Raw genomic sequence first — 24438 nt, 5'->3', positions numbered from 1 at the left:
GGCCTATTGCCCGTGATCGACGAGATGGGCGAAGCCGTTGATCGAGCCGCCGAGCACGATGTGGTCGCCACTGATCAGCCACGCATGCGCGTTGAGTTCGGCGCCGCTGTTGCGCTCGATGCCGATACAGATCTTCGAGGCATTGCCCTGACGAGCAAGCAGATAGTGTCCCGCGAGGGCCTGGGTGAGGCAGCTTGCGCCAGGCACGAAACGGGCGGCGGCGGCAACACCCCAAGCGACGCGCCGCAGATCGGCGATATCAGCGTCATTCCTCGCATCCAGCCGCGTCACCAGGCTGCGGATGCGGTTATAGGAGGAGAGCGTCAGCCCGAGCCGCACGGCGCCGACCACTGCCAGGCAGCGTGCCAGAAACAGCATCTGAGGGCCGCTGAGCGAGCGGAGCCTAAACCAGTTCCTCATGATGGAGCCTCGCAAGTCCGGCTTCGATCAGCCCCTTGAGCAGGCCTTCGACATCGGCATTGCAGCGCTCGGCATCGACATCGTAGCGCGCCAGCATGGCGCTTCTGATGTCGAGGATCGATCGGGGCTCCTGGATCAGCTCCCAAATGTAGGCGCCGACGCCGTTCAGGCTATAGTAGATGTTGGATTTGAGATGGAGCAGCGCCAGTCCGTCGCCGAATTCGCAGGCCACCGCATCGCCGGTTGCGACTACGCGGTCATGGTCCGATGGGTTCCGGTGCATCCTAAAACCTCGCTGTGAACGCCACGCGTCTTGTGACCTGGACCGGGACCGGTTGCCTGCGATCGCCCGGCCAGGAAGCCGGGGGACATGTCCCCCGGCTCACCGTTAAAGGGGCGTCCGGGGCCCCGACAACGACAAGCTCCGGGCGCCAGCAAGCTCAGGAGAAGGTGAGCTGGTCGAACGGCGTGCCCGCCGGGAAAGACGCATCGAGCGACGTCGTACCACCACCGCCCTGCGTGATCGTTTCGATCGAACCATGAACCGTCAGGCTGGGGGTCTCGTACTCTTGCTTCTCAACATTCTGTTCCATTCTACTCTCCAACTAAGACTGGAAGCGGCTTGAGAATGCCGCCAGCATATTGCTATGCCGCAAAGCGATTGCTGCATGGCAACATTTATGAGTCAAGCCTGATTTACCGCGTATTCATCAATTGTCGGTTGTGTTCGACTTTGTCGGTGATGAAGCGGCAGGCATTTTCATTTCGGGCGGACGCCATCGGAAAGTTCAGCGTTGCGTCTTTGCTGACTAAATAAGCGCATGTTTTAACTACGGTAATTTCATTTGGCCACATGCGCATCTCGCAACTGCGAAGAAGATGCTGCAGAAAATATCGGGTTGTCGGCTTCCCCAACAGCTATCCGAACTGTCTCCAAAAGTGATCAGTTATGCGACGAATCTAACGCATCGGTTGCGGGGCCGAGGTGACTTCGGAGCTCGCCGGGCGGCCGTTCCGATTTTTGGCGATGCTTTTCTTCGCAGTTGCGGTATAAACGCCGCGGGCGGTTTTGCGGAGAACAACATCGGGCATGGCCGTGCATGATGCTTCCTACGACAGGCTGCGCGCGGCCGGCTGCTCCGACGAAGTCGCCTATGTGCAAGCCTGCCTGCGGCTGTTCTTCAATCCGGCCGCGTGCGCTGCCGACCACGGCGCCATACCGGCTCCGGCAATCTCCGTCGCCAACGTTGCCGACATTGCCAGGTTGAACAAGGTCGCAGTCTTCGTGCTCAAGGCTCTGGCGCGCGGGGCGACCGGCACCGTGCCGCCCGAGCTGCACGCATGGCTCGATGGCTATCGCCGCCGCACCATGTCGATGAACGCCGCCTGCATCGGCGACACGATCGCCATCCATCAGGTGTTGCAGGGCAGGCAGATCGAGTTCGTCTTCCTCAAGGGGCCGCTCCAGCAGCGCCTGCTCTACGGCGACCATTTCATCAAGCCGTCCGGCGATGTCGACATATTAGTTTCGCCGGCCGGTTTCTCCGCCGCTCGCGAAGCCCTCCGCTCGGCAGGCTACGAGGTCGCGGGCAAGTCCCGCTCGGTCTGGTGGGTGCGCTTCCTCGGCGAGCAGCATATGGTGCGCGACGATGGGGCGCGGGCCGCCACGGTCGACCTCCATCATCGGCTGCAGCAGCCGGGTTCGCCGAGCCCCCGCGATGTCGACGGCTTCCTGCGCCGCAAGCGCGAGATCGAGCTTGCCGGAACCGCCATGCCCCTGATTTCGGCGCCCGACACCTTGCTCTTGTCCTGCATCAGCGTTGCCAAGGCCTTCTTCAATCGCGAGCCTTGCGCCGGCTATGTCTGCGACGTCAGGGCCGCCGCCAGCCGGCTGAGCGAGGCCGAGCAGCAGATGGCGCTCGACCACGCCGCCGAACAGGGCCTGGCAGACACCCTGCTGCTTGGCCTGCGCGCGGCCGATGTTCTGCTTGGCGGCACCGCCACGCTGCTTTCGGATCGCGCCGCCCGCATCCTGGCGCGCATTGGCAATGCCGACCTCGTCCACATGGTGATCGCGCCTTGGCTGTCGTCGCTGCGCTGGCCGCAACGGCGCACGGTGCTGTGGGAGCTTTGCGGCCGCGAACCCGTGCGCTATCTGGCCGAAGCCGGCTGGGCAGCCTCCGCCGATCTCAGCCGGCGCATCTTCGAGCGGCCGGACGCCGTCGCGCCCGTGCGGAGCAACGGATGAGACAGGTTTCGCATTCGACATCTCGGGCAGGGGATTGGCTGGCACTCATGCAATCGAAAGGTGAATCATGCCCGTGACGACCCCAAGGGTCTGCGTCATCATCGCCGCCCGCAACGCGGCGCGCACCATACCGGTCGCCATCGCCTCGGCTTTGCGCGAGGCGGAGGTGGCGGAAGTCGTTGTGGTCGACGACGCCTCCACCGATGACACGCAGCACGTGGCGCGCGCCGCCGACGATGGCAGCGGCCGGCTCAAGGTGATGCGTCTCGATGTAAATCAGGGTCCGTCCTTTGCCCGCAACGCGGCGATCAAGGCGTCCACGTCGCCCTTCATCAGCATCCTCGATGCCGACGATTTCTTCCTCGAGGGCCGCTTCCGCCGGCTGTTCGCCGGCCCCGACTGGGATTTCGCTGCCGACAACATCATGCTGATCAGGGACAATGCCGTGACCGATCCTGCCAAGGTCGCGGCTCCGTCCTTTGCGCCCGAACCGCAATTCCTCGATTTCGAGCGTTTCGTCGAAGGCAACATTTCCCGCCGCCGCGTCCTGCGCGGCGAGCTTGGCTTCCTCAAGCCGGTGATCAGCAGGGCGTTCCTCGATCGTCACGGGCTGCGCTACGACGAGAATCTGCGGCTCGGCGAGGATTACGAGCTCTATGCGCGCGCAGTCGCCTGCGGGGCGCGTTTCAAGGTCATCAAGTCCTGCGGCTACGGCGCGATCGTTCGCGCCGATTCGCTGAGCGGCCGCCACAGGACGCAGGATCTGAAGCGCCTCGCCGACGCCGACCTGGCGCTGCTGGCGCTCAAAAATCTGCCGGAAGGCTCGAAGGCCGCGTTGCGGCGCCACGAGCGCCATGTGCGCGACAAATACCGGCTGCGCAATTTCCTCGACGTGAAGGCGGAGCGCGGCCTGGTATCGGCCGCTGCCTATGCCTTTGCCAGCCAGTCCAATCTGATCCCCATCGTTCGCGGCGTAGCCGCCGACAAGCTGGAGGCGTTGTTCCGACGCGCCGGCATTGCTGCAAAGCAGCAAGTGCCGACGACGCGCTTCCTGATGTCGGCGACAAGTGCCGCAAAAGAGTAATCCCGACGAAGGCCCGGCGCTGGGGTCGTTCCCAAAAAAATCCGCTTTCCGAAACTACGAGGTTGCCTACATGTCTCGACAATGGCACTCTATGTTGCGGTGCACAATTTCGAAAGGCCGATCGGATGGCTTCGATTTTTGGCTTCAGATCCAGGGATCCGGCCCGTGACCGGCAGACTGATCTCCAGCGGTTCGACCGTCTGGCGAAGCTGTTCGACCAGATCGGTGCGGAGATCGAGGCGGAGAAGACCGGGCTCGAGAATCGCTATCGCTCGACGGCGGCCAATGCGGCCTTCCTGGTCGAGGCAATGGAGAACGGCTCCGCCTCGACAGATAAGTCGTCGGACGTGAGCGCGATGACCGGCGCGATCCTGAATTACGAGCGGCGCATCGCCGAGCTCGCTCGCCAGAAAGGCTTGATGAAGGAACTGCGTCATTCGCTCGACGCGATTGTCGACGATGGTGACGGTCGGTCCGGTTCGCAGGCCGGGCAGGCGATGCCTGCGGGAAGAAGCTGACGTCGCAGCCAAAGCGGCGCCGTCATCGGTACGAGACACTGAAGGAGTTCTGAAGGGCGGAGGATCAAAGCGGCTCGCTGGAAGCGACCGGGAGTGACTTTGGGTTGGGGCGGACAACACAAGGTGAGTTTGTTATGAACGCAGTTCCAAATACTACCGCCGCGGCGGCCAACGGCATGTCGCGCGCGCACTCGAATGGGCCGGCGAGCCTTTGGCTAAGTCTGGCCGGCGCGCTGTTGGCGGTCGCGGCCGCTTTTGTGGCGGCCCCGCATTCGGCGCATGCGCAGGACATGCAGAGCGCGCCGTCATTCGTCGACAATTTCTCGAATTTTGACCGTTCGCGCTGGTATGTCTCCGACGGCTGGAGCAACGGCGCCCACCAGAACTGCATCTGGTCGAAGGATCTGGTCCGGCTTTCCGACGGCGTGCTTTCGCTCAGCTTCGAAAAGCGCAAGTTTAAGGACCGCGAGTTCGCCTGCGCCGAGATCCAGACCAAGCAGCGCTACGGCTACGGCGTCTATGAGGCGCGGATGAAGACCGATAGCGGTTCCGGCCTCAACGCGGCCTTCTTCACCTATATCGGACCGCAGGACAAGAAGCCCTGGGATGAGATCGACTTCGAGGTGCTGACCAAGGATCCGTCGAAGGTCCAGGTCAACAGCTACATCCAGGGCAAGCCGAAGAACGGCAAGCTGGTCGATGTCGAAGGCGGCGCCGACAAGGGCTTCAACGACTACGGCTTCGTCTGGGAAAAGGACCGGCTGCGCTGGTACGTCAACGGCAAGCTGGTCAATGAAGTGACCAATCCGGACGAATTGCCGACCAATCCGCAGAAGATATTCTTCAGCCTGTGGGGCAGCGACAAGCTGACCAACTGGATGGGCGCCTTCGCCGATCCCGGCCGCAAGGTGACCATGCAGGTCAAGCGCATCGCTTTCACAGCTCTCGGCCAGCCGTGCCAGTTCCCGGAATCGCTGGCATGCACCATAACTAACAGCAACTAGGCATGATCCCAGAACCGGGAACCGGTTTTTGGGATAAGATCATGCAGAACATCTAGGCCCATGGAGGGCCTGGGGACCATCCGAACCGGCCGGGCCGTTTTGCGGCCCGGCCTTGAACAGGAAAAGAACCGAATGAACTTGACGGTGTTTGGAATTGGCTATGTCGGTCTCGTCCAGGCCGCGGTGCTCGCCGAGGTCGGGCACGAGGTGATGTGCGTCGATATCGACGAAGCGAAGGTGGAGCGGCTCAACCAGGGCCTCATCCCGATTTTCGAACCCGGGCTGGAAGCCCTCGTCAAGGAGAACCATGCCGCCGGCCGCATCCGCTTCACCACCGATGCGGCCGCGGCGGTCAAGCACGGCCAGATCCAGATGATCGCTGTCGGCACGCCGCCCGGCGAGGACGGCTCGGCCGACCTGAAATATGTGCTCGCCGTCGCCGAGGCCATCGGCCGCGAGATGGACGAACCCAAGATCATCGTCGGCAAATCGACCGTGCCGGTCGGCACCTGCGAGAAGATCAAGGGCAAGGTCGCCGAGACGCTCAAGGCGCGCGGCCGCGAGGACCTGAAATTCGATGTCGCATCGAACCCGGAGTTCCTTAAGGAGGGTTCGGCCGTCGCCGATTGCATGAAGCCGGACCGCATCATCGTCGGAACGTCCAGCGAGGACACCGAGGCGGTGATGCGCGAGCTCTACGCGCCGTTCAACCGCAACCACGAAAAGATGATCGTGATGGACGTGCGCAGCGCCGAGTTCACCAAATATGCGGCCAACTGCATGCTGGCGACCAAGATCAGCTTCATGAACGAGATGGCCAACCTCGCCGAACAGCTCGGCGCCGACATTGAAGAAGTGCGCAAGGGCATCGGCAGCGATCCGCGCATCGGCTATCACTTCATCTATCCCGGCCTCGGCTACGGCGGCTCCTGCTTTCCCAAGGACGTGCGCGCGCTGATCAAGACCGCCGAGGGCGTCAAGTTCGACGCCAAGCTGCTGCGCGCCGTCGAGGAGCGCAACAACGCGCAGAAATCGGTGCTGTTCGAGAAGGTCAACCGCTACTTCCAGGGCAATCTCAGGGGCAAGACGTTTGCGCTGTGGGGCTTGGCTTTCAAGCCGAACACCGACGACATGCGCGAGGCTCCGTCGCGTACCCTGATGGAGGCGCTGTGGACGGCCGGCGCCAAGGTACAGGCCTACGACCCGGAGGCCATGCAGGAATGCCAGGCCATCTACGGCCTGCGCGAGGACCTCCTGCTCTGCGGTACCAAGGAAGCGGCCGTGCGCGGCGCCGACGCGCTTCTGATCTGCACGGAATGGAAGAACTTTAGGGCTCCTTCCTTCGACGCGCTCAAGGACGCGCTGACCACGCCGGTCATCTTCGACGGCCGCAACCTCTACGACCCGAGGGTCATCGCGCGCTACGGCATCGAATACCACTCGATCGGCAGGATGGCGGCATGACGGCCTGGCTACGGGGCCGGCACAAGAAGGAGCCTGAATCATGAAAGTTCTGTTCGCGGGTGGTACCGGCTACACGCCACAATTCAGCGGCGGTGTTCAGTCGAGCACGCATCATCTGGTCGAGCAGTTGCGCGAGCATGGTCATGAAGCCTCGGTGCTGGCGGCTTTGTTTGGAGACGGCATCTTCGGCTTCAAGGCGCGCGCCAAGATGAAGCTGCTCCGCCAGCGCGCGGTGATCGACACGTTTCCGGGGTACCCGGTGGTGCGTGCATGGTTTCCCTGGGAAGCGGCAGGCTTCGCTGTCAAGCGATTGCAGCCCGATGTCGCGGTTGTTCAGTGCCACAACTCCGTGCCAATCGGCAAAGAACTGCAGGCCCTTGGCGTACCATTGGTCGTGTACCTGCGGAACGTCGAATTCCACGAATTGGCCGGAGATCTGCGCGAATTGCGATCCGCGCTCTACATTGCCAATTCCGAGTTCACCGCCCGCGCGTACCAGGAGAAGTTCGGCATCGAATCGACGGTAATTCCACCCACGATCAACCCCGCATTCTACAGCACGCCGACGACCGGTGAATTTGTGACGATGATCAACCCTTACAACGAGAAGGGTTTCGAACTGGCCGTCCAAATTGCCCGCGAATGCGATGAAATACCGTTTCTGTTTGTCGAAAGCTGGATGCTCGATGACGAGCACCGCGCCGAGATCGAACGGATACTCGCCCCGCTCGGCAACGCCAAATTGGAGAGCCGTACCAACGATATGAAGACTGTTTATGGCCGTACGAGGATCCTTCTTGCTCCCAGCAAATGGGAAGAGGCCTGGGGCAGGGTCGCGTCCGAGGCACATTGCAGCGGCATTCCCGTCGTCGGATCCCGGCGAGGCGGCCTTCCGGAAGCGATCGGCGACGGCGGGGTGGTGCTGGATTACGATGCGCCGCTGGCGGACTGGGTGGCCGCGGTTCGGCGGTTGTGGAGCGACAAGGTCGAGTACGAAAGAGCGTCGTCAGCGGCGCGCCTGTTTTCGGAGCGGCCGCAGCTGAATCCCGACCGCCAGTTTGCTACGTTCATGGACGTCTTGAACAGCGCTGCGCAAAGGCAGGGTCTGCGCAAAGCCTCGTGAGCTGACACCTGGTCCCAATCGCGTGAAATTGATGCTGCAGCGCGCAGAAAGTCCATGCTGCAGTGCAATAATTTTGTAGCGCTTTGTTAGCCCTCGTGTATCTTATAGCTCTCCAGGCAACACTGGCTCGGCGGGACTGAAAGTTCAGCCGACCCGATTCCGTGCAGGCGGCTTATGCGCGTTGGTTTTATCGTCGGCGAGTTTCCGCTGCTCTCCGAAACATTCGTCATAGACCAGATGGCCGGTCTGGTTGAGCGCGGGTTTGAAATAGAGGTCCTGTGCAACAGGGTGAGGCGTGATGACCGCATCGATCGGCAGAGCGAGCCGATGGTCACACTGCTTGGAGCTACGCGTCGCTGGTGGGGTTGGGCCGCTGGCCTCAGCGGACTGGTCGCTCGCCTGCCAGCGCGGCTGCGATACAAGGTTTCAACTGTGCTCGACATGCTTTTCGCGCGTCGGCTGAACCGCTGCGATGTTATTGTCGCGCATTTCGGACAGAATGGAGAAAGAGCAGCCTCGCTCAAGAAATGGCGGGTCCTTAGACCACCTGTCATAACCATCTTCCATGGTGCCGACGTAGCCATCCCGTCCCACAACTCATTGCTCGCATCTCAGTACGCGGGGCTTATCAGGCATGGGGCCTTGAACCTCACGGTCAACGAGCTCTTTCGCGATATGCTTCTGGCTGCGGGCGCTTCCCAGTCGAGCACCGCGGTCCATCATATGGGAATCAGCCCTCACGAGATCAGCTACGACTGGCAATCCTGGGAAGGCACCCAGCCAGTCGTGACGACCGTTTGTCGCTTGGTGGAAAAAAAGGGCGTCGAGTTTGCTTTACGCGCCCTTGCTGCCTTGGAGGCTTCCCGTCCAGAGATAGACTGGCGCTATCATATCATCGGCGACGGTCCGTTGCGGACAAGTCTGGAACGGCTTGCCTCGGAACTGGGCCTGGCACACCGAGTGACATTCATGGGTAGCCTGCCGCATCGTGAGGTCAAGCGCCACCTTCGATCGGCGCACCTATTCCTGCTGCCAAGTGTGACCGCGGGCGACGGGGATATGGAAGGCATTCCGGTTGCCCTCATGGAAGCGATGGCCGCAGGCTTGATTGCGGTCAGCACCTATCATTCCGGCATTCCCGAACTGATCGAAGACGGAGCGACCGGTTTTCTCGCGCCCGAGAGGGACGCCGAAGCGCTCGCCGCCAAGCTCGCCTGGGTGTTCGACCATCCACGAGAATGCGAGGACGTGGCGCTCGCCGCACGTCGCAAGGTGGAGGATCAGTTCAACGCCGATGTGTTGAACGGTCGTTTCGCACAGATCTTGGCCCAAGCGGCTATGCAAGCGCCCACACGGACATCCGGCCCCCCAATCGGCATCGCCGAGCCGTCGGGAAGTAATCCCGGCACCGCCTGAACAGCTGGCAATCGGCCTGAGCTACGATCGAGAGAATGCTCAGCCGAAAAATGTTGCAGTGCAGCAATGCCTGTACTAGAAATGCGGACGGGTGGGCCAACAGCGGTCGAGTTTATGCTGCATGCTCTGTGCCTCAGGCACGACTTCCACCCCGTTACCGCCGCCACTGACTTTTTCAGGACGGCCAAAACCGTCGCTTGCAACCTGACAACCAGGTTCTGATGGCCTGGAGAGAGCTAGCCTCTGTTGACGATGGGTTGTCCGATCAGCTTCGGCGTGAGCACGGACTGCCTGTGAGGATCTGCTTCGTTGTCGACAAGTTTCCCTCCCTCTCTGAGACTTTTGTCCTCGACCAGATAGCAGGATGTCTCGAGCATGGCATGGAAGTCGGGGTCGTCTGCAACCAGACGACCTTCGGCAAGGACGCCCATGTCGACGATCAACGCTGGCGAGATTTGCCCGGAAGGGTCGTGTGCTGGTGGGGCGGGCTCGGGCGTTACAGGCCCTTGCTCAGGAAATGGTCAGGCAAGTTTTGGGACAAGCTCTCGACTGCAATCGATCTGTTTCATGCACGTAAATTGCGGAAGGCCGACGTTATCGTCGCGCATTTCGGGACCAACGGCTTGCGGGTGGCCCGCGTCATCAAGCGTGGCCGCATTGCCGCGCCGCTGGTGACAATCTTCCACGGCAACGACGTTGGCGGGCCGATGCACGACAACACTCTCGGGCGCTACAAAACGGTGTTCGAAAACGGCGTTCTCCAGATGCCGGTGAATGCCTTCTTTCGCGACGCGCTGATCGGCACCGGTGCCTCGCCTGCGCAGGTCTTGGTGCACCATATGGGCGTCCGGCCTGGCGAGATAGAGTACCGGTGGCGATCTTGGGAAAGCGAGCCGCTGTCGTTCATTTCGGTCTGCCGCCTGACCGAAAAGAAGGGCATCGAATATGCGCTTCGCGCGCTGGCCAGGCTGCCCCGCCGTGACTGGAATTATTCGGTGATTGGCGCCGGCGAACTGCTGAAGCAACTGAAACGGCTGGCCAACGAGCTCGGAATCGCCGAGCGCGTAAATTTCCTCGGTGCCAGGCCGCACGTAGAGGTCAAGCAACGGTTGCGGGATGCCCATGTTTTCGTGTTGCCCAGTGTGGGCGCTTACGACGGCGATCTCGAAGGCATACCAGTCGCTCTGATGGAAGCAATGGCCGCCGGACTGACGGTCGTCAGCAGCTATCATTCGGGAATACCCGAACTGATCGAGGACCAGAAAACAGGTTTCCTCGCGCCGGAACGCGATGTTGCAGCGCTGGCCGCCAAACTCGCCTGGATCGCCGACAATCCCAAGCCATGCGAGCCGATCGCGATCGCGGCCCGACGGAAGATAGAAGCGGATTTCAACGCGGATGTGCTGAACCAGCGCTTCGCACGGATCGCGACGGAACTGGCCGGAATGAAAGCACCCCGATGAACGCAAACCCCCCTCTTCCCCAGTTCGGACGCGTCGCCCTGCGTGGTGGGCTGGTTACAGCCGGCGCGCAAGGCTTCAAGATGGTGATCCAATTCCTGTCGGTCATCATCCTGGCTCGTCTGCTGCTGCCGGAAGATTTCGGCCTTGTGGCGTCGGTCGGACCGATCGTCGCTTTCGTCGGGCTGCTGCAGAATCTCGGACTGCAGCAGGCCCTTGTCCAGCGCAAGGACATCAGCGACAAGCAGCTCAACCAGGTATTCTGGATCAGCGCGCTGGTCGGATTGGGCAGTGCCGTGGTGGTGGCGGCGTTGGCGCCGGCAATCGCGGCGTTCTACGGCGACCAGCGCATGCTTGGCATCACCATCGCGTCTGCCTTGCCGCTGCTTCTCGGCAGCATCGCGGCGGTTCCGCTCGCGCTCATGAACCGCCATCTCCAGTTTGGACAGCTTGCATTCAATGATGTGATAACGGCGGCTGCCGGGCTGGTGGCCGCGGCCGTCGCGGCCTGGGCGGGAATGGGATACTGGTCGCTGGTACTGGGGCCGGCAGTAGCGGCGGTAGTTGCCCTCGGAGCCGCATGGCAGGTGGCGCGCTGGACGCCATCGCGTCCGGATTTCAGGGTCGATGGCGAAATCTTGTCGTTCGGCGCCAATCTGACCGGATTCAATCTCGTCAACTTCTTTTCGCGCAATCTCGACAATATTCTGATCGGAAAATATTCCGGCGCGGTCGAACTCGGCTATTACGACAGAGCCTACAAGCTGCTCCTGTTTCCGCTCCAGAACATCACCCAGCCGCTGACGCGCGTGATGGTGCCGCTGCTCAGCCGCATTCATGAAGACAAACCTCGGTTTCGCGACCTCTACGTGCGGACTAATTGGATGCTGGCAGCGGTGACCATGCCTGGCATCGCGGCACTGACATTGACCTCCGAACAAGTGGTCGCGCTCCTCTTCGGACCGCGCTGGGCCGCCGTTGCGCCGATCTTCGCATGGCTGGGCATAGCCAGCCTGATGCAATCCGTCTCAAGCACAACCGGTTGGATTTTCATTTGCCAGGGCAAGACCAAGGCAATGTTCCAATGGGGTATATACTCATCGCTCACGACGGTGGCCTCTTTCATTGTTGGCCTGCATTGGGGTGCCGTCGGCGTCGCTGCCGCCTATGCGATCAGCGGCTACGTTCTGCGCGTTCCGGTGCTGGCGGTATTGGTGCACCGCGTCGGGCCGGTGACGGCCGCCGACTTCTTGCTCATGCAGGGCCTCTTCCTTGCGTCGTCGCTGCTGGCCTGGCTCGCCTATATGGTCCTTCCGGCATCGCTTGTCGGCCAGTCGGACCTTCTCGCCGTGATCCTGGCTCTAGGCCTCAATTACGCGCTTGCTTTCATCCTCATGATTCTCTTCCCTCAGTCGCGGAGGATTCTGCTCGCCACGCTTGCCAACGTTGTTCGCAACGTGCGCTGAGACGTTTTCCAAAACAGGCTTCAACAGAGCCGCGGCCGACATCGCCGAAGCATGCTCTTCGAGCACGGCCTTGAGGGTCGTGCGGCGATAATGGTCGAGCTTGCCGGCAAACCTGCCGAGCTTTTCGGCGGCCTCCGGGGGAGTGACAGTGTCGATATCGAGCACCAGGTCGGCTACCCCGATGCGCTTGGCAACTTCCTTCGTTTTGAATTCGTAGGCAATCGGAAGCACCGGCGTTCCCACGCAGAGCGACATGATCATCATGTGCATGCGGGTGGCCACGACGAAATCGAAGCCCTTGACCAACGCCATCAGCTGTTCGGGGGTGTGGAACGAAGCGTCCACGCTGACATGTCTCGCAATCGCGGGGTCGAGGCCGGCGATAATCGCGCGCGCAGTCTTGGAATCGTCATGGGCGTATTCCGGCACGCCCTGGCAGGTGGAGACAAAAGTCACCTCCTTGCCTTGGTCCCGGACCAGGATGGTTGCGATCTCGCGTACTGACTCGATGTAGCGGCGCATGCCGCCTTCGCCATCGTTCACGTAGTTCCAATGACGCACGGAGATGCCGACCCGCCCAGTCTCGGCCGGAGGTTCAGGGGAAGCCAGCTTCCTTGCGATGCCGTCGCTGTCGGCAAGCGCGAACACGGCGTCGGCCACGACGTGGCATTTGCGCGGCTCTTTGACCATATCCACTATGTGGTTTTTGGAGCGCTCGTCGCGCAGCAGGATGAGCGGGCTCCGATCGAAGATTGGGCTCAGTTCGCGCCGATTGTAAGTGTTCTTGAACGGACCGAGGGACTGCGTGAAGAACACAGGGTCTTTGCCGAGGATCGCATCGAAGCGAAACTGGTTCAGGCGCCGTTCAAGATTATAGTTCTCGACCAGATAGGTGCCGCCTGTCGTGATCACGAGATCGGCTTCTTGATAGATATCCAGACTGCGTCGATCGGATGAGCTGAAGAAGACGCGCCCGAGAGCGCTGTTTGGGCCAAATTGCCGCAGTACCGTGCGAACGATCCGGTTGTAGAGCGGCTTGAGCCGGTCTTTCAATCCGCTCCCCGAGGGATAGCGGAAGAGTGATTCAGACAGGAGCTTGTTAAATTCCAGATCCGCATAGTCGTTCTTTGGATATAGCCTTGACGCGACTTCGGGCTGGCTGTCGAAGACGAAGAGCTTTAAGCCGTCGCCGGCAACGGTCCTCAGGATGTGGCGAATCGCCAGCAGGATCGCTGCGTCTCCTGTATTCAGGCAGACCGTGTTCTCGACGATGATCTTCATCGCATCTCCTCATCTTTGGGCAGGTTGCTGTAAGGTGGCGGCCCCTTGTCGCCCAAAATGCCGGTACATGGATCCGTTCTGACTGGCTGGCGCGCCTATGCGGCACCTATGACCAACTGATCGCCGACGGTCTTCAAGGCGCCAGATTAGCGTACGATTTTTGCAGCGCAACAAAAAGTGGCGCTTACCTTGCTACGCCGCACCAAAAATGTTGCGATGCAGCAAAAGCTGTACTAGCATTCTTATGGGTGGCGGGCCCAACGCGGTCTAGTTTCATGCTGCATGTCTTGTACCTTGTGCATGACATATCCGACCCGGCAGTTCGTCGCAGGGTCAAAATGCTCAAGGCAGGCGGCGCCGGGATCACCCTGGCGGGTTTCCGTCGCACTAGCGGTCCGATCGCCGAGATCGAGGGCCTCGAGCCGGTCGACCTCGGCCCGACGCGTGATGGCCGATTCGCGCAGCGTATCGGCGCGGTGGCAAAGGCCGCGGTCTCGATCGGCGCCAAGCTTGGTGCCGTGCCACAGCCCGATCTCATCATCGCGCGCAACCTCGAAATGCTGGCACTGGCCCGCCGCGCGAGACACGCTTTCGGCGCAAGCGTGCCGATCGTCTACGAATGCCTGGACATCCATCGGCTGGTGCTGCGCAACGACCTGATCGGCAAGACGCTGCGCGGCGCCGAACGCCATCTCGCCCGCGACGTGAAGCTTTTGGTGACCAGTTCCCCTGCCTTCATTGCCAACTATTTCGAGCCATTCGGGCAAATCGCCGCACCGGTCGAGCTGATCGAGAACAAGTATTTCGACACCCTGCCGGTGCCGGTGGATCATCGGCGCGAGGATGACGGCCCGGCGGCGCCGCCCTGGCGCATCGGCTGGTTCGGCGCGCTCAGATGCCGCCGTTCGCTGGAGCTTCTGGCCGAGTTCACCCGCCGGCAGAACGGACGCTTCGAAGTGGTGCTCAGGGGCCGCCCGGCGCTGTCCGAATTCCCGGACTTCCACGCCTTCGTCGAGGCTGAGCCCTGGCTGTCCTTTCGCGGTCCCTATCGCAATCCGGAGGACATGGCTGCGATCTACCGGGAGGTGCATTTCTCCTGGGCGATCGATTTTTTCGAGCAGGGCCAGAATTCCGAATGGCTGCTCCCCAACCGCCTCTACGAAGGCTGCCGTTTCGGCGCCGTGCCGGTTTCGATGGCGAGCACCGAAACCGGCCGTTTCCTCAAGCGGCAGGACATCGGGGTGCTCCTGTCCGAGGCCACGCCCGAAGGGCTCGAGGCCGAGCTGGGCCGGATGGGTCAGGAGCGCTTTGGCGGGCTGAAGTCCCGTGTGCTGGCCCGCAATCCGAGAACCTGGAGCTACGATCGCAGCGACTGTCTGGCATTCGTCGACAAGCTGCGCGATCTGGCCGCCACCCCTGGCGCCTTCGCAGCAGGGGCGCTCGCATAGCATGGCGAAGGGAATGCAAACACCGATGACACCGACCGCGGCATCGAGCCTGATCGTCATTCCGTGCCTCAACGAGGCCGTCCATATCGGCGCGCTGCTCGAGCAATTGCGGCCGGCGGCGGCAAGGCTCGGCGCGCGCATCGTTGTCGCCGACGGCGGCAGCACGGACGGCACCCAAGACATCGTCGAAGAGGCCGCGGCCGAGGATCCGCGGGTCATCCTGCTTGCCAATCCAAAGCGCATCCAGAGCGCCGCCATCAACCTTGCCGTGGCGACGTTTGGCGACGGTGCCGACTATCTCATCCGCATCGACGCGCATGGCGGCTATCCCGCCGACTACTGCGACAGGTTGGTCGAGGAAGCGCTTGCCACAGACGCCGATTCGGTCGTGGTGTCGATGCTGACCAGCGGCACCGGCGCGGTGCAGAAAGCGGTTGCCGCGGCGCAGAATTCCAAGCTTGGCACCGGCGGCTCGAAGCACCGCCACATGTCGGCCGGCGAATGGGTTGACCACGGCCATCATGCGCTGATGCGCATCGCCGCCTTCAAGGCTGTCGGCGGCTATGACGAGAGCTTCAGCCACAACGAGGACGCCGAGCTGGACCATCGGCTCCGCCTGGCCGGCTACCGCATCTGGATGAGCGGCAGGACGCAGATGGTCTACTATCCGCGCGCCACGCTTAAGGGGCTCTTTTTCCAGTATCTTGGCTATGGCCGCGGCCGCGCCAAGAACGTGTTGAAGCACCGCATGGTGCCGAAGCTGCGGCAAATGATCCCGCTGCTGGTCGCGCCGGTCGTTCTCCTGGCGTTCTTCTCCCTCTTCCACTGGCTGGCGGCCGTGCCATTCCTGCTTTGGGCTGCCGTGTGCCTTGGCTATGGCGCCGTGACCGCCATCCGCCAGCGCAATTCGGGCATAGCGCTGGCCGGCGTTTCGGCGATGGTCATGCATCTCGGCTGGTCCCTCGGCTTCTGGCAGCAGCTTCTCACGCCGCGATCGCAGCGGAAGGCGGCATGATGGCCGGCCGCTCGATCGACATCTGCATCTGCACCTTCCGCCGGCCGGAGCTTGCCGACACGCTGCGCTCCATTGCCGCGCTGGAGAAGCCGGCCGGCTTCGAGATCGGCGTCGTCGTCGCCGACAACGATGAGGAGCCGAGCGCGCAACCGTTAGTGAAGGCATTGGCTGAGCAGCTTAAGCTGCCGATCCGCTATCGCCACGCGCCGGCCCGCAACATTTCGATCGCCCGCAATGCCTGCCTCGATGCCAGCGTTTCGGACTTCGTCGCCTTCATTGACGACGACGAGACGGCTTCGCCGGGCTGGCTCGTCGAGCTGATGGCGACGGCCGACGCCACGCGCGCCACCACCGTGCTCGGGCCGGTTCGCGCGAACTATCTTGCGGATGCGCCCGACTGGATGCGCAAGGGTGATTTCCATTCGACCTTGCCCGTCTGGGTGCGTGGCGAGATCCGCACCGGCTATACCTGCAACGTCCTGCTCAGGATGACCGATGAGAGCCTGCGCTACCGGCGCTTCAGCCTGGCGCGCGGCCAGACCGGCGGCGAGGACACCGAATTCTTCGATTCGGTGGTCAAGACCGGTGGACGCATCGCCTTTGCCCCGCAGGCCTTTGTCGACGAGGTGGTGCCGCGCTCGAGAGCCGCTTTCGACTGGCTGCGCCGCCGCCGCTTCCGCTTCGGGCAGACACATGGCCATCTCATCGGGCGCAACACCGCCGGCCTGCGCCGCGCCGGCCAGGTCGGTCTCGCCTCCGCCAAGGCTGCCTATTGCTTTGGCATGGCGCTTTTGACGGCGACAAGTCCGGTGCGACGGAACCGCAGCATGCTGCGCGGCATTATGCATGTCGGCGTCGTCAGCGGCTTGGTCGGCGTTCGCGAGATCCGCCAGTACGGCCTAAACCCACAGGAAGGGGACAAGCGTGCAGCCTGACGTGAGCTTCGTCATCGCCGCTTACAATGCCGAGGCGACCCTCGACCGGGCGATTGCCGGCGCGATGGCGCAGCACGGGGTTTCCGTCGAGGTCATCGTCGTCGACGACCGGTCGGGCGACCGCACGCTCGATGTCGCGCGCGCCTATCCCGAAGATATTGTGCGAGTGGTCGCGCTTCCCGCCAACCGAGGGCCCGGCGGCGCCAGGAATGTCGGGCTCGATCTGGCCCGCGGGCGCTGGGTGGCGGTGCTCGATTCCGACGATGCCGTCCTGCCCGGCAGGCTGGCGGCCATGATCGTGCGGGCGGAGAAGGCGGGTGCCGAGATCGCGGTAGACAATGTCCAGGTCGTGCGCGAGGACGGCACGCCCGACGACATCATGTTCCCGACCGGGTATCTCGAGGAACTCGGCGAGATATCGCTTGCCGACTACATCGCCGGCAACGTCGTCTTCGAGTCGCGCTTCAATCTCGGTTATCTGAAGCCGATCTTCCAGCGTCGTTTCCTCGACGAAAACCGGCTTCGCTACGACGAGAAGCTGCGCATCGGCGAAGACTACATTCTGCTGGCAAGCGCGCTGGCCAAGGGCGGCCGCTGCGTGGTCGAGCCGGCCACCGGTTATGTCTACCACATCCGCACCGGTTCGATCTCGCGGGTGCTCGAATTGCATCATGTCGAGGCGATGGCAAAAGCGGATGCAGCCTTCGCCGCTGCGCACTTCATGGACGAGCCCGCCAAGACGGCCTTCGCGAGGCGCAGCCGCAGTCTGCGCAAGGCGGCCTCGTTCCTGTCATTGGTCCAGCACATCAAGGCGCGTGCGCCGCTCAAGGCGATACGCACGGCGCTCAGCGATCCGGCCGCGGTCAGGCATATCAGCATGCCGATCGCGGTCCGGCTGAGAAGGGTTGCGGCACAGTTTGCCGTGGGGGCGGGGAGGTGAAGCATGCGGGCGAATGGAATAAATTTTCATAGCCGGCGATAGGTTTGAGATCGATCTCCTCAGAAGGAATATGCGATGCAGAAAGTCAGGAAGGCAGTCATACCAGTGGCAGGGCTCGGAACGCGGTTCCTGCCGGCAACCAAGTCGATGCCCAAGGAAATGCTGCCCGTCGTCGACAAGCCTGTCGTGCAATATGCGGTGGACGAGGCGTTCGAGGCCGGCATCGAGCACATCGTCTTCGTCACCGGCCGCAACAAGGCGGTCATCGAGGATTATTTCGACCTGCACCCTGAACTGATCGGGACGCTCGAGCAGACCGGCAAGAAGGCGCAGCTCCAATCGCTGGAAAGCCTGCTGCCCGTGGCCGGCGCCACCAGCTTCATCCGCCAGCAGTCGCCGCACGGTCTCGGCCATGCCGTATGGTGCGCCCGCGACGTGATCGGCAACGAGCCCTTCGCCCTGCTGCTCCCCGACATGGTGTCGTTTGGCGCGCCGGGCTGCCTCGCCGAAACCGTCGACCTCTATCAGCGAACCGGCGGCAACGTCATCGCCGTCGAACGCTGCGATCCTTCGGAAACCGGCAAATACGGCATCGTCGGCCGCGGCGCCGAGGTGGCCTCAGGCTTCGAAGTGACCGCCATGGTCGAGAAGCCGGCTCCCGCCAACGCGCCGTCGAACTTCTACATCAACGGCCGCTATATCCTGCAGCCGGAGATATTCGCCCTGCTCGGCACCCAACAGCGCGGCGCCGGCAACGAGATCCAGCTCACCGACGCCATGGTTCGACTGGCCGAGAGCCAGCCGTTCTATGCCCAGCCCTTCAACGGCCGCATGTTCGATTGCGGCTCCAAGGAGGGCTTCATCGAGGCCACCATCGCCTTTGCTCTGGCGCGCGACGACATGAAGGGACCGGTCTTCGAAATGCTGCAGCAATTCGTCCGGTCGCACGAGCGCCGGGAAGTAGCCGCATAATGCCCAAATTTTGGGTGCATATGCGCAATCGCGATGGCGCAACATCCGCGCAAGCGCCTGGCCTTTCCGGCCGGGCGCCCCGTGGCACGAATGTTGCGTGGTCTTTTCTGGTAACGACGCCACTCTTCGAAGGCCGGTAGCGCCTGCAACCTGGAATTGGACCGAAGATGAATTATGCCAATTTTCCTCTCGACAAGAGGATACCATTGCCCAGCACCGAAGCGGAAAAGGGCGAAGACTTCATCGATGTCGAGCGTCTGCTTGGCATGGCGGCCCGGCAGGCCAAGGTGGTGGCGGTCTGCGCCGTCATCGGCCTGTTCCTGGGCGTGATCTATCTGCAGACCACGCCTAAGCAATTCACGTCGGTCGCGAGCGTGCTGATCGACGAAGGCCTGAACAAGGTCGTGGACGACATATCGGCGGCCAGTGCAACGCAGCAGACAGACGCGACAATCCTCAGCCAGATAGAGATTCTCAACTCGGCGCGGCTGGCGTCGGTGGTGGTCGACAAGCTGAAACTCGACCAGAACGACGAGTTCATGTACCCGCCGCAATCGGCCCTTGCGAAGGGTATCGGTTTTCTGCGCGGCGTGGTTGCCTATTTTCGCGGCGGCTCCAGCACGGATGACATTCCCGGGATCCAGAATGTCGACGCCGCCACACGCCAGGCAATGATCGCCGTCGCGCGGCATGATTATGCGGTTCTCAAGCTGCAGACCGAGTTGACGGCGGATCGCAACGGCCGCAGCAACGTCATTACCTTGGGCTATCAGTCGACAAATCCGGCTCTCGCCACCGCCATCACCAAGGCCTATGCCGATGCCTATCTCGCCGATCAGCTCAATGCCAGCTTCGACGCCACCGAGCGCGCGGCCGTCTGGTTGCAGGGCAGGCTGAACGAGCTCCGCCAAAGCTCGCAACAGGCCGCCATGGAGGTCGAGAAATTCAGGGCCGAGCACGGGCTGTCCGCCAACAGCGACGGCCAGTTGCTGAGCGGCAAGCAGTTGTCCGACCTCAATGCCCAGCTCATTGTCGCGCAGGCCGATACGGCGCGCGCCAGCGCGCGCTACCAGCAATACAAGGCGATCGTCGACAGCGGCTCCGAGAATGCTTTCAACGATTCGGCGATTGCGTCAGATCAGCCGAGCAGCTCGGTCATCATAGCGCTGAAGACCCGTTATCTCGCCATCTCCAAGCGGCTGCAGGATGTCGAGGCGAATTACGGCAAGGACCATCCCCAGGCCGTGGCGCTCACCAAGGAGAAGGCCGATGTGTCGGCGCAGATCTTCGGGCAGCTGAAGCAGATCACCGAAAGCTACCGCAACGACTTCCAGGTGGCGCAGGCGCGCGAGACCGAGCTGAAACAGAAGATCGCGACCGCCGCCGGCCAGAGCTCGGCCGACAATGAATCGCAGGTGAGGCTCAGAGAGCTCGACCAGCAGGCGCAGGCGCTCTCCACGCTCTACCAGACTTTCCTCAGCCGCTATCAGGAGGCCTCGCAGCAGCAATCCTTCCCGGTCGGCAAGGTCCGCATCATCTCGGATGCGAACATGCCGCTTGCCGCGTCAAGTCCGCGCACCCTCAGGGTCATGGCGCTCTCGCTGGTGCTTGGCCTTATGCTCGGCGCCGGCTTCGGCGGCCTCAACGAATTCAACGAGCGCTTCTTCCGCACCGGCGAGGATGTTCGCGACCGCGTCGGCCTGAAGTTCCTCGGCTATCTGCCGACGATCGGCGGCGGCAAAGCCAAGGACACGAAGCCGGACGATTTGCCGGCCGACGGCAAGGTCACCAGCCTGTCGGCCGCCGAGAGACGGGCGCGCATGCGGGTGAGCCTCGACGCGCCGGCCTCGATGTTCGCCGAGACGCTCCGCAACGCCAAGATCGCTTTCGATGTGGTGATGGAGGACAAGGGCAGCCGGGTGGTCGGCGTCATCTCCATCCTGCCAGGCGAAGGCAAATCGACGGTGGCGGCAAATCTTGCCGGTCTGCTCGCGGCCAATGGTGCCAAGACCCTGCTGATCGACGGCGACCTGCGCAATCCCGGCCTCAGCCGTAGCCTCGGCATGGAGTCCGAGCACGGGCTGATGGAAGCGGTGGTCAATGGCCAGACCTGGCAATCGGTCGGCAAGGTCGACCGTCAGACCAAGCTTGCAATCATCCCCGCCGTGCTGCGCGGCCAGTTCTCGCACACCGGCGAGCTGCTGGGTTCGGCCGGCATGCGGCGCTTCATCGAAAACGCCAAGGAGACGTTCGAATACATCATCGTCGACCTGCCGCCGCTCGGCCCGGTGGTCGACGCCAAGGCCTTCGCGCCGCTGGTCGACGGCTTCGTGCTCGTCACCGAATGGGGCCGCACGCCTCGCGCCATGGTGCGCTCGATGTTGGAATCGGAGCCCTACATCGCCGACAAGGTCGTCGGCGCGGTGCTCAACAAGGTCGATCTGAAGAAGCTGTCGAAATACGGCTCGTTCGGTGGTTCGGAAAAATTCTTCGACCGCTACTCGAGCTATTACCTGGAGAAATCGGACGCGCGCGCCAAGCAGGCCGCCTAATGCATGTCGCCCAAAAGTGCTCGGTGGTTTTGGGCAACGACATGTGTAAAAACAAAGACCCGAAGCGCGTCGCCTGAATCCGCTTCAGCGCAACGCGCGTTAGCTCTGACCATCGCGCGCCTGGGACGAGGATTGACGCGCGACAAGTGAGACAACAGCTTCACGGATCCAGCGTTGGCCGCAGTGTCCGTGATTGCGCTCATGCCACACCATTCCCACTGTAAAGCCTTCAACCGAGAAGGGACAGTCCATCACTTCAAGCCGGTCCGCAGAGTCGCGTACGAGCCGTTCCGGGACCAGCGCTACGAAGTCTGATTGAGACACGATCTCGGGGACAAACAGGAATGACGCCGAAGAGAGGACCACGTTACGCTTGTGTCCGAAAGCAGCCAAAGCGCTGTCGAACGGCGTCACGAAGCTACCCCCCTCCAAGGATACGATCACTTGCTCTAGCTCGGCAAATTCAGCGACCGTGATTCCATGGCGCAGCCGCGGATGCTTTCGGCGGCCGATGAGCACATAGCGCTCATCGAACAGATGGCGGGTGCGAAGACTTGGCGAGGCGGCCTGAGGCGTCATGAGCGCCAAATCCACATCGCCGCGCGCCATCTGCGCTTCTAACTGCGGCAGGTCCAGATTGCGGATAGCGACGCGAACACCGGGCGCTCGCGTCCTGAGCTCCACAACGAGCGGCTTGACCACTGCCGCTTGCAGATAGTCTGTACAAGCGATTGCGAAGGTTAGGTTGGCCTTCGCCGGATCGAAGTTCCTGTGCGAGGCGACCGTGGCGCGAACTTGATCGAGGGCTTGGCGCAACGGATCGAGCAGCTCCATTGCTTTGACCGTCGGCGTCATACCTCGCTGGGCAGGAATTAGCAGCAGGTCATCGAACTCGCGCCTGAGACGGTTCAGCTGGGCGCTTACCGCTGGCTGGCTCAGGTGCAGTCGGGCAGCCGCCTTGGTGACGTTCCGCTCGACCAGCAGCGTCTCCAGGGTAACCAATAGATTGAGGTCCAAGCGCTTGGTATCCATAGAATGGATAGTAGCCGAACATTTTTATGATTTCCAATATAGCTCGCATCAGCCTTGACTTGCGGCCAAGGCCGACGCGCGGCGCCCGTCAACGGGCCGTGGTGGAGGTCGGGGGCGGAAGCGGTTTCCGCCCTCAAACCGGGATGACCAGCATGAGCCAAGCCGATACTGTCAAACCTCTGATTACCGTTGTTGGTGCCTCGAGCAAGCAAGGCCGTAGCGTCGCCAATTCCTTGCTCGACAGCGGGCGCTACCGGGTACGCGCCCTGACGCGGCGCCTCGACAGCCAACCCGCGCAGGCTTTGGCGAAGAAGGGTGCCGAAGTCGTGATGGCGCCCCTTGAACTCGGCAAGCAGGCTGAGCTGACTGAAGCAATGAAAGGCTCAGTTGGGGCGTTCTTGATGACGCCGCCCATCGTCAAGGTGCCGCCGACGGAACCCGAACTTGACCTGGGCAAGGAGTTGGCCGATGCGGCGGTGGCCGCTGGCGTCGAGAACGTAGTGTTCAGCGGACTGGAAAATGTTGAAGCCATCACCGGCGGCACCAAGTGGGCGCCGCATTTCACGGACAAGGCAAAGGTAGAGGACTATATTCGCGACTTGCCCGTCCGCAGCTCGTTTGTGTATCTGGCGTTTTACTACACCAATTTTCTGGAATACTACGTGCCGCAGGGCGGAGAGGATGGCATCACGTTCGCCATATACTTGCCGCCAGACATCCCCATGCCGTTCTGTGATCCGCTCACTGCGGCCGGCCCAGCGGTGCGCGAGATCTTTGACCACCCGGCGCGATACGCTGGCGAAGTTCTGCCTGTGATCGGCCAGTTTATCTCGGCGCAGCAAATGGTGGACACGTTTGTGCAGGTCACCGGAAAGCGAGCGCGCTATGCCACTGCCTATTCGCGTGAAGACTTGTTACGCCATTTTCCGAGCTTCGCCGGCAACGAGCATCTCGTGCGCGAGTTGGTGGGTATGGTCGAATACGTCGTCGAATATGGCTACTACGCCCCTGCGCGCGATCTGACCTGGAGTCGGAAAATCGATCCGGAAGCTGTGACTTGGGAACAGTTCCTCAGACGCAGCAAATGGCAAGGCGACCTGCTGTCCTTTGGCGCCGCTACAGATGCCGAGTTTGCGCCGACCTGAGACGAACTGTGCTTGCGTCATGAAGGCGGCGTGGAGCGTTTCGCCTTCCGGAGTTAATACTCGGAGCCGTCCGAACTGCTCTTAGGAACTCTCCCTCAATCCTTGTTCGACAGCAGCCGGCCATATTTGCCGACGATTCTGAGGGCGGTCAGGCGTCCGCTCTGGAAGGCGCCGGTGTCGATGTCGAGCCGGCGTCCGTCGAGCTTCGGAACGTCGACGATGGTGTGTCCATGCACCACCCAGCGGTCGAGGCTATGCGCGGCGCGGAAGAATTCCTCGCGGATGTTGAGCAGGTCGGCCTCATCCTGCGCTTCGAGCGCGATTCCCGGCCTGATGCCGGCATGGACGAAGACGAATTTTTCCGAACAGACCATCACCGGCAGCGTGCGCATGAAGGCGACGTGGCTGGCGGGGATAGTCTCGCGAATGCGCTCGTCCACCTCATCGCCCGAGTCGTAGAGGTTTGCGAGCCGCTCCGGATCGACGCCATAGGAGAACAGCGTTTCCCGTCCGCCGACGCGAAGCCACGGCTCCCGCGACAGGTGGCCGTCGAGATAGGCAAGCATTGCTACCTCATGGTTTCCGGCCAGGCAGACGCGCATGAAGCCTTTTGGCGGCGGCGCCATCAGATGCTCGATCACGCGCCGCGAATTTGGTCCCCGATCGACATAGTCGCCGAGCATGATGATCATCTTGCGGCCACGGAAAGCCTGCGCGTCGAACCCGATTTTGTGCTCCAGCGTGCGCAGCTCGTCATGGCAGCCATGCACGTCGCCAATCGCGTAGACCACCGTGTCCCGCATATCCATCACCAGGCGTTCGCGCGGCAAGGGCCGGGGTCGTCTCGATCGTTGGAACAGGCTCACGGATTTAGGCTCGGTGCTCGCACGTGCATTGCGCCACATGGGCGCGGGC

At 62.2% G+C, this 24438-nt stretch carries 22 protein-coding genes; 16 read left to right on the top strand and 6 right to left on the bottom strand.

The genetic code is table 11. The features are described 5' to 3' along the window. Window positions 1-3: 3 nt before the first annotated feature. From RFN28_RS01725 to RFN28_RS01715, 3 genes are all read right to left on the bottom strand, one after another. Entirely contained in the window at window positions 4-420 is a 417-nt protein-coding gene (locus tag RFN28_RS01725) for a lasso peptide biosynthesis B2 protein (RefSeq protein WP_320285623.1), read from the bottom strand. Then, on the bottom strand, window positions 404-703 hold the full coding sequence (locus RFN28_RS01720; protein WP_320285622.1) for a PqqD family protein: 300 nt from the start codon (window positions 701-703) through the stop codon (window positions 404-406). The genes RFN28_RS01725 and RFN28_RS01720 overlap by 17 nt, the downstream gene beginning before the upstream one ends. A 157-nt stretch (window positions 704-860) precedes the next feature. Next, complete coding sequence (locus RFN28_RS01715; protein ID WP_320285621.1) at window positions 861-1013, bottom strand: lasso peptide; 153 nt, start codon at window positions 1011-1013, stop codon at window positions 861-863. Between the two features lie 497 nt (window positions 1014-1510). Between RFN28_RS01715 and RFN28_RS01710 the strand changes: the two genes are divergently transcribed. The 9 genes from RFN28_RS01710 to RFN28_RS01670 all read left to right on the top strand — a co-directional run bounded on the left by RFN28_RS01710 (window position 1511) and on the right by RFN28_RS01670 (window position 12203). Next, complete coding sequence (locus tag RFN28_RS01710; protein WP_320285620.1) at window positions 1511-2668, top strand: nucleotidyltransferase family protein; 1158 nt, start codon at window positions 1511-1513, stop codon at window positions 2666-2668. Between the two features lie 67 nt (window positions 2669-2735). Then, complete coding sequence (locus RFN28_RS01705) at window positions 2736-3752, top strand: glycosyltransferase family 2 protein (RefSeq protein WP_320285619.1); 1017 nt, start codon at window positions 2736-2738, stop codon at window positions 3750-3752. Window positions 3753-3877: 125 nt separating this feature from the next. Next, window positions 3878-4270, top strand: a complete 393-nt coding sequence (locus RFN28_RS01700) for a hypothetical protein (protein ID WP_320285618.1) — start codon at window positions 3878-3880, stop codon at window positions 4268-4270. Window positions 4271-4404: 134 nt separating this feature from the next. After that, on the top strand, window positions 4405-5274 hold the full coding sequence (gene exoK, locus RFN28_RS01695; protein ID WP_430676978.1) for an endo-1,3-1,4-beta-glycanase ExoK: 870 nt from the start codon (window positions 4405-4407) through the stop codon (window positions 5272-5274). A gap of 132 nt (window positions 5275-5406) precedes the next feature. After that, a complete protein-coding gene (locus RFN28_RS01690) occupies window positions 5407-6738 on the top strand; it encodes a UDP-glucose dehydrogenase family protein (protein WP_320285617.1) in 1332 nt (443 codons plus the stop codon). A 40-nt stretch (window positions 6739-6778) separates the two neighbouring features. Further along, complete coding sequence (locus RFN28_RS01685; RefSeq protein WP_320285616.1) at window positions 6779-7861, top strand: glycosyltransferase; 1083 nt, start codon at window positions 6779-6781, stop codon at window positions 7859-7861. A 174-nt stretch (window positions 7862-8035) separates the two neighbouring features. Continuing rightward, complete coding sequence (locus tag RFN28_RS01680; RefSeq protein WP_320285615.1) at window positions 8036-9277, top strand: glycosyltransferase; 1242 nt, start codon at window positions 8036-8038, stop codon at window positions 9275-9277. Window positions 9278-9474: 197 nt separating this feature from the next. Further along, window positions 9475-10740, top strand: a complete 1266-nt coding sequence (locus RFN28_RS01675; protein ID WP_320285614.1) for a glycosyltransferase — start codon at window positions 9475-9477, stop codon at window positions 10738-10740. Beyond that, window positions 10737-12203: a lipopolysaccharide biosynthesis protein gene (locus RFN28_RS01670; protein WP_320285613.1), complete on the top strand. Its 1467-nt coding sequence runs from the start codon at window positions 10737-10739 to the stop codon at window positions 12201-12203. Before RFN28_RS01675 ends, RFN28_RS01670 begins: the two co-directional genes overlap by 4 nt. Here the strand turns inward: RFN28_RS01670 and RFN28_RS01665 are convergent. Beyond that, window positions 12099-13484: a polysaccharide pyruvyl transferase family protein gene (locus tag RFN28_RS01665; RefSeq protein ID WP_320285612.1), complete on the bottom strand. Its 1386-nt coding sequence runs from the start codon at window positions 13482-13484 to the stop codon at window positions 12099-12101. The two genes, RFN28_RS01670 and RFN28_RS01665, sit on opposite strands and share 105 nt — an antisense overlap. Before the next feature lie 275 nt (window positions 13485-13759). On the opposite strand from RFN28_RS01665, the gene RFN28_RS01660 reads away from it, so the two are divergent. The 6 genes from RFN28_RS01660 (at window position 13760) to RFN28_RS01635 (ending at window position 21346) form a co-directional block, all read left to right on the top strand. Continuing rightward, window positions 13760-14932 (top strand): glycosyltransferase family protein, encoded by a 1173-nt coding sequence (locus RFN28_RS01660; RefSeq protein ID WP_320285611.1) that lies wholly within the window; start codon window positions 13760-13762, stop codon window positions 14930-14932. A gap of 25 nt (window positions 14933-14957) precedes the next feature. Then, window positions 14958-15947, top strand: a complete 990-nt coding sequence (locus RFN28_RS01655; protein WP_320285610.1) for a glycosyltransferase family 2 protein — start codon at window positions 14958-14960, stop codon at window positions 15945-15947. After that, complete coding sequence (locus RFN28_RS01650; RefSeq protein ID WP_320285609.1) at window positions 15944-16882, top strand: glycosyltransferase family 2 protein; 939 nt, start codon at window positions 15944-15946, stop codon at window positions 16880-16882. The genes RFN28_RS01655 and RFN28_RS01650 overlap by 4 nt, the downstream gene beginning before the upstream one ends. Beyond that, on the top strand, window positions 16872-17822 hold the full coding sequence (locus RFN28_RS01645) for a glycosyltransferase family 2 protein (RefSeq protein ID WP_320285608.1): 951 nt from the start codon (window positions 16872-16874) through the stop codon (window positions 17820-17822). The genes RFN28_RS01650 and RFN28_RS01645 overlap by 11 nt, the downstream gene beginning before the upstream one ends. A 75-nt stretch (window positions 17823-17897) precedes the next feature. Further along, complete coding sequence (gene galU / locus RFN28_RS01640) at window positions 17898-18794, top strand: UTP--glucose-1-phosphate uridylyltransferase GalU (RefSeq protein WP_127857925.1); 897 nt, start codon at window positions 17898-17900, stop codon at window positions 18792-18794. 167 nt (window positions 18795-18961) lie between these two features. After that, window positions 18962-21346, top strand: a complete 2385-nt coding sequence (locus RFN28_RS01635) for a polysaccharide biosynthesis tyrosine autokinase (protein ID WP_320285607.1) — start codon at window positions 18962-18964, stop codon at window positions 21344-21346. A 99-nt stretch (window positions 21347-21445) separates the two neighbouring features. Here the strand turns inward: RFN28_RS01635 and RFN28_RS01630 are convergent, their stop codons facing one another. Further along, window positions 21446-22363, bottom strand: coding sequence for a LysR family transcriptional regulator (locus RFN28_RS01630; protein ID WP_320285606.1), 918 nt, complete (start codon window positions 22361-22363; stop codon window positions 21446-21448). Window positions 22364-22530: 167 nt separating this feature from the next. On the opposite strand from RFN28_RS01630, the gene RFN28_RS01625 reads away from it, so the two are divergent. Continuing rightward, window positions 22531-23523: an NmrA/HSCARG family protein gene (locus RFN28_RS01625; protein WP_320285605.1), complete on the top strand. Its 993-nt coding sequence runs from the start codon at window positions 22531-22533 to the stop codon at window positions 23521-23523. A gap of 95 nt (window positions 23524-23618) precedes the next feature. Here the strand turns inward: RFN28_RS01625 and RFN28_RS01620 are convergent, their stop codons facing one another. Then, complete coding sequence (locus RFN28_RS01620; RefSeq protein ID WP_320285604.1) at window positions 23619-24353, bottom strand: metallophosphoesterase family protein; 735 nt, start codon at window positions 24351-24353, stop codon at window positions 23619-23621. Between the last annotated feature and the right edge of the window lie 85 nt (window positions 24354-24438).

This window comes from Mesorhizobium album (genome assembly GCF_033977205.1).
Lineage (GTDB): Bacteria > Pseudomonadota > Alphaproteobacteria > Rhizobiales > Rhizobiaceae > Mesorhizobium > Mesorhizobium album.
This window is presented reverse-complemented; position numbering and strand designations above follow the sequence as displayed.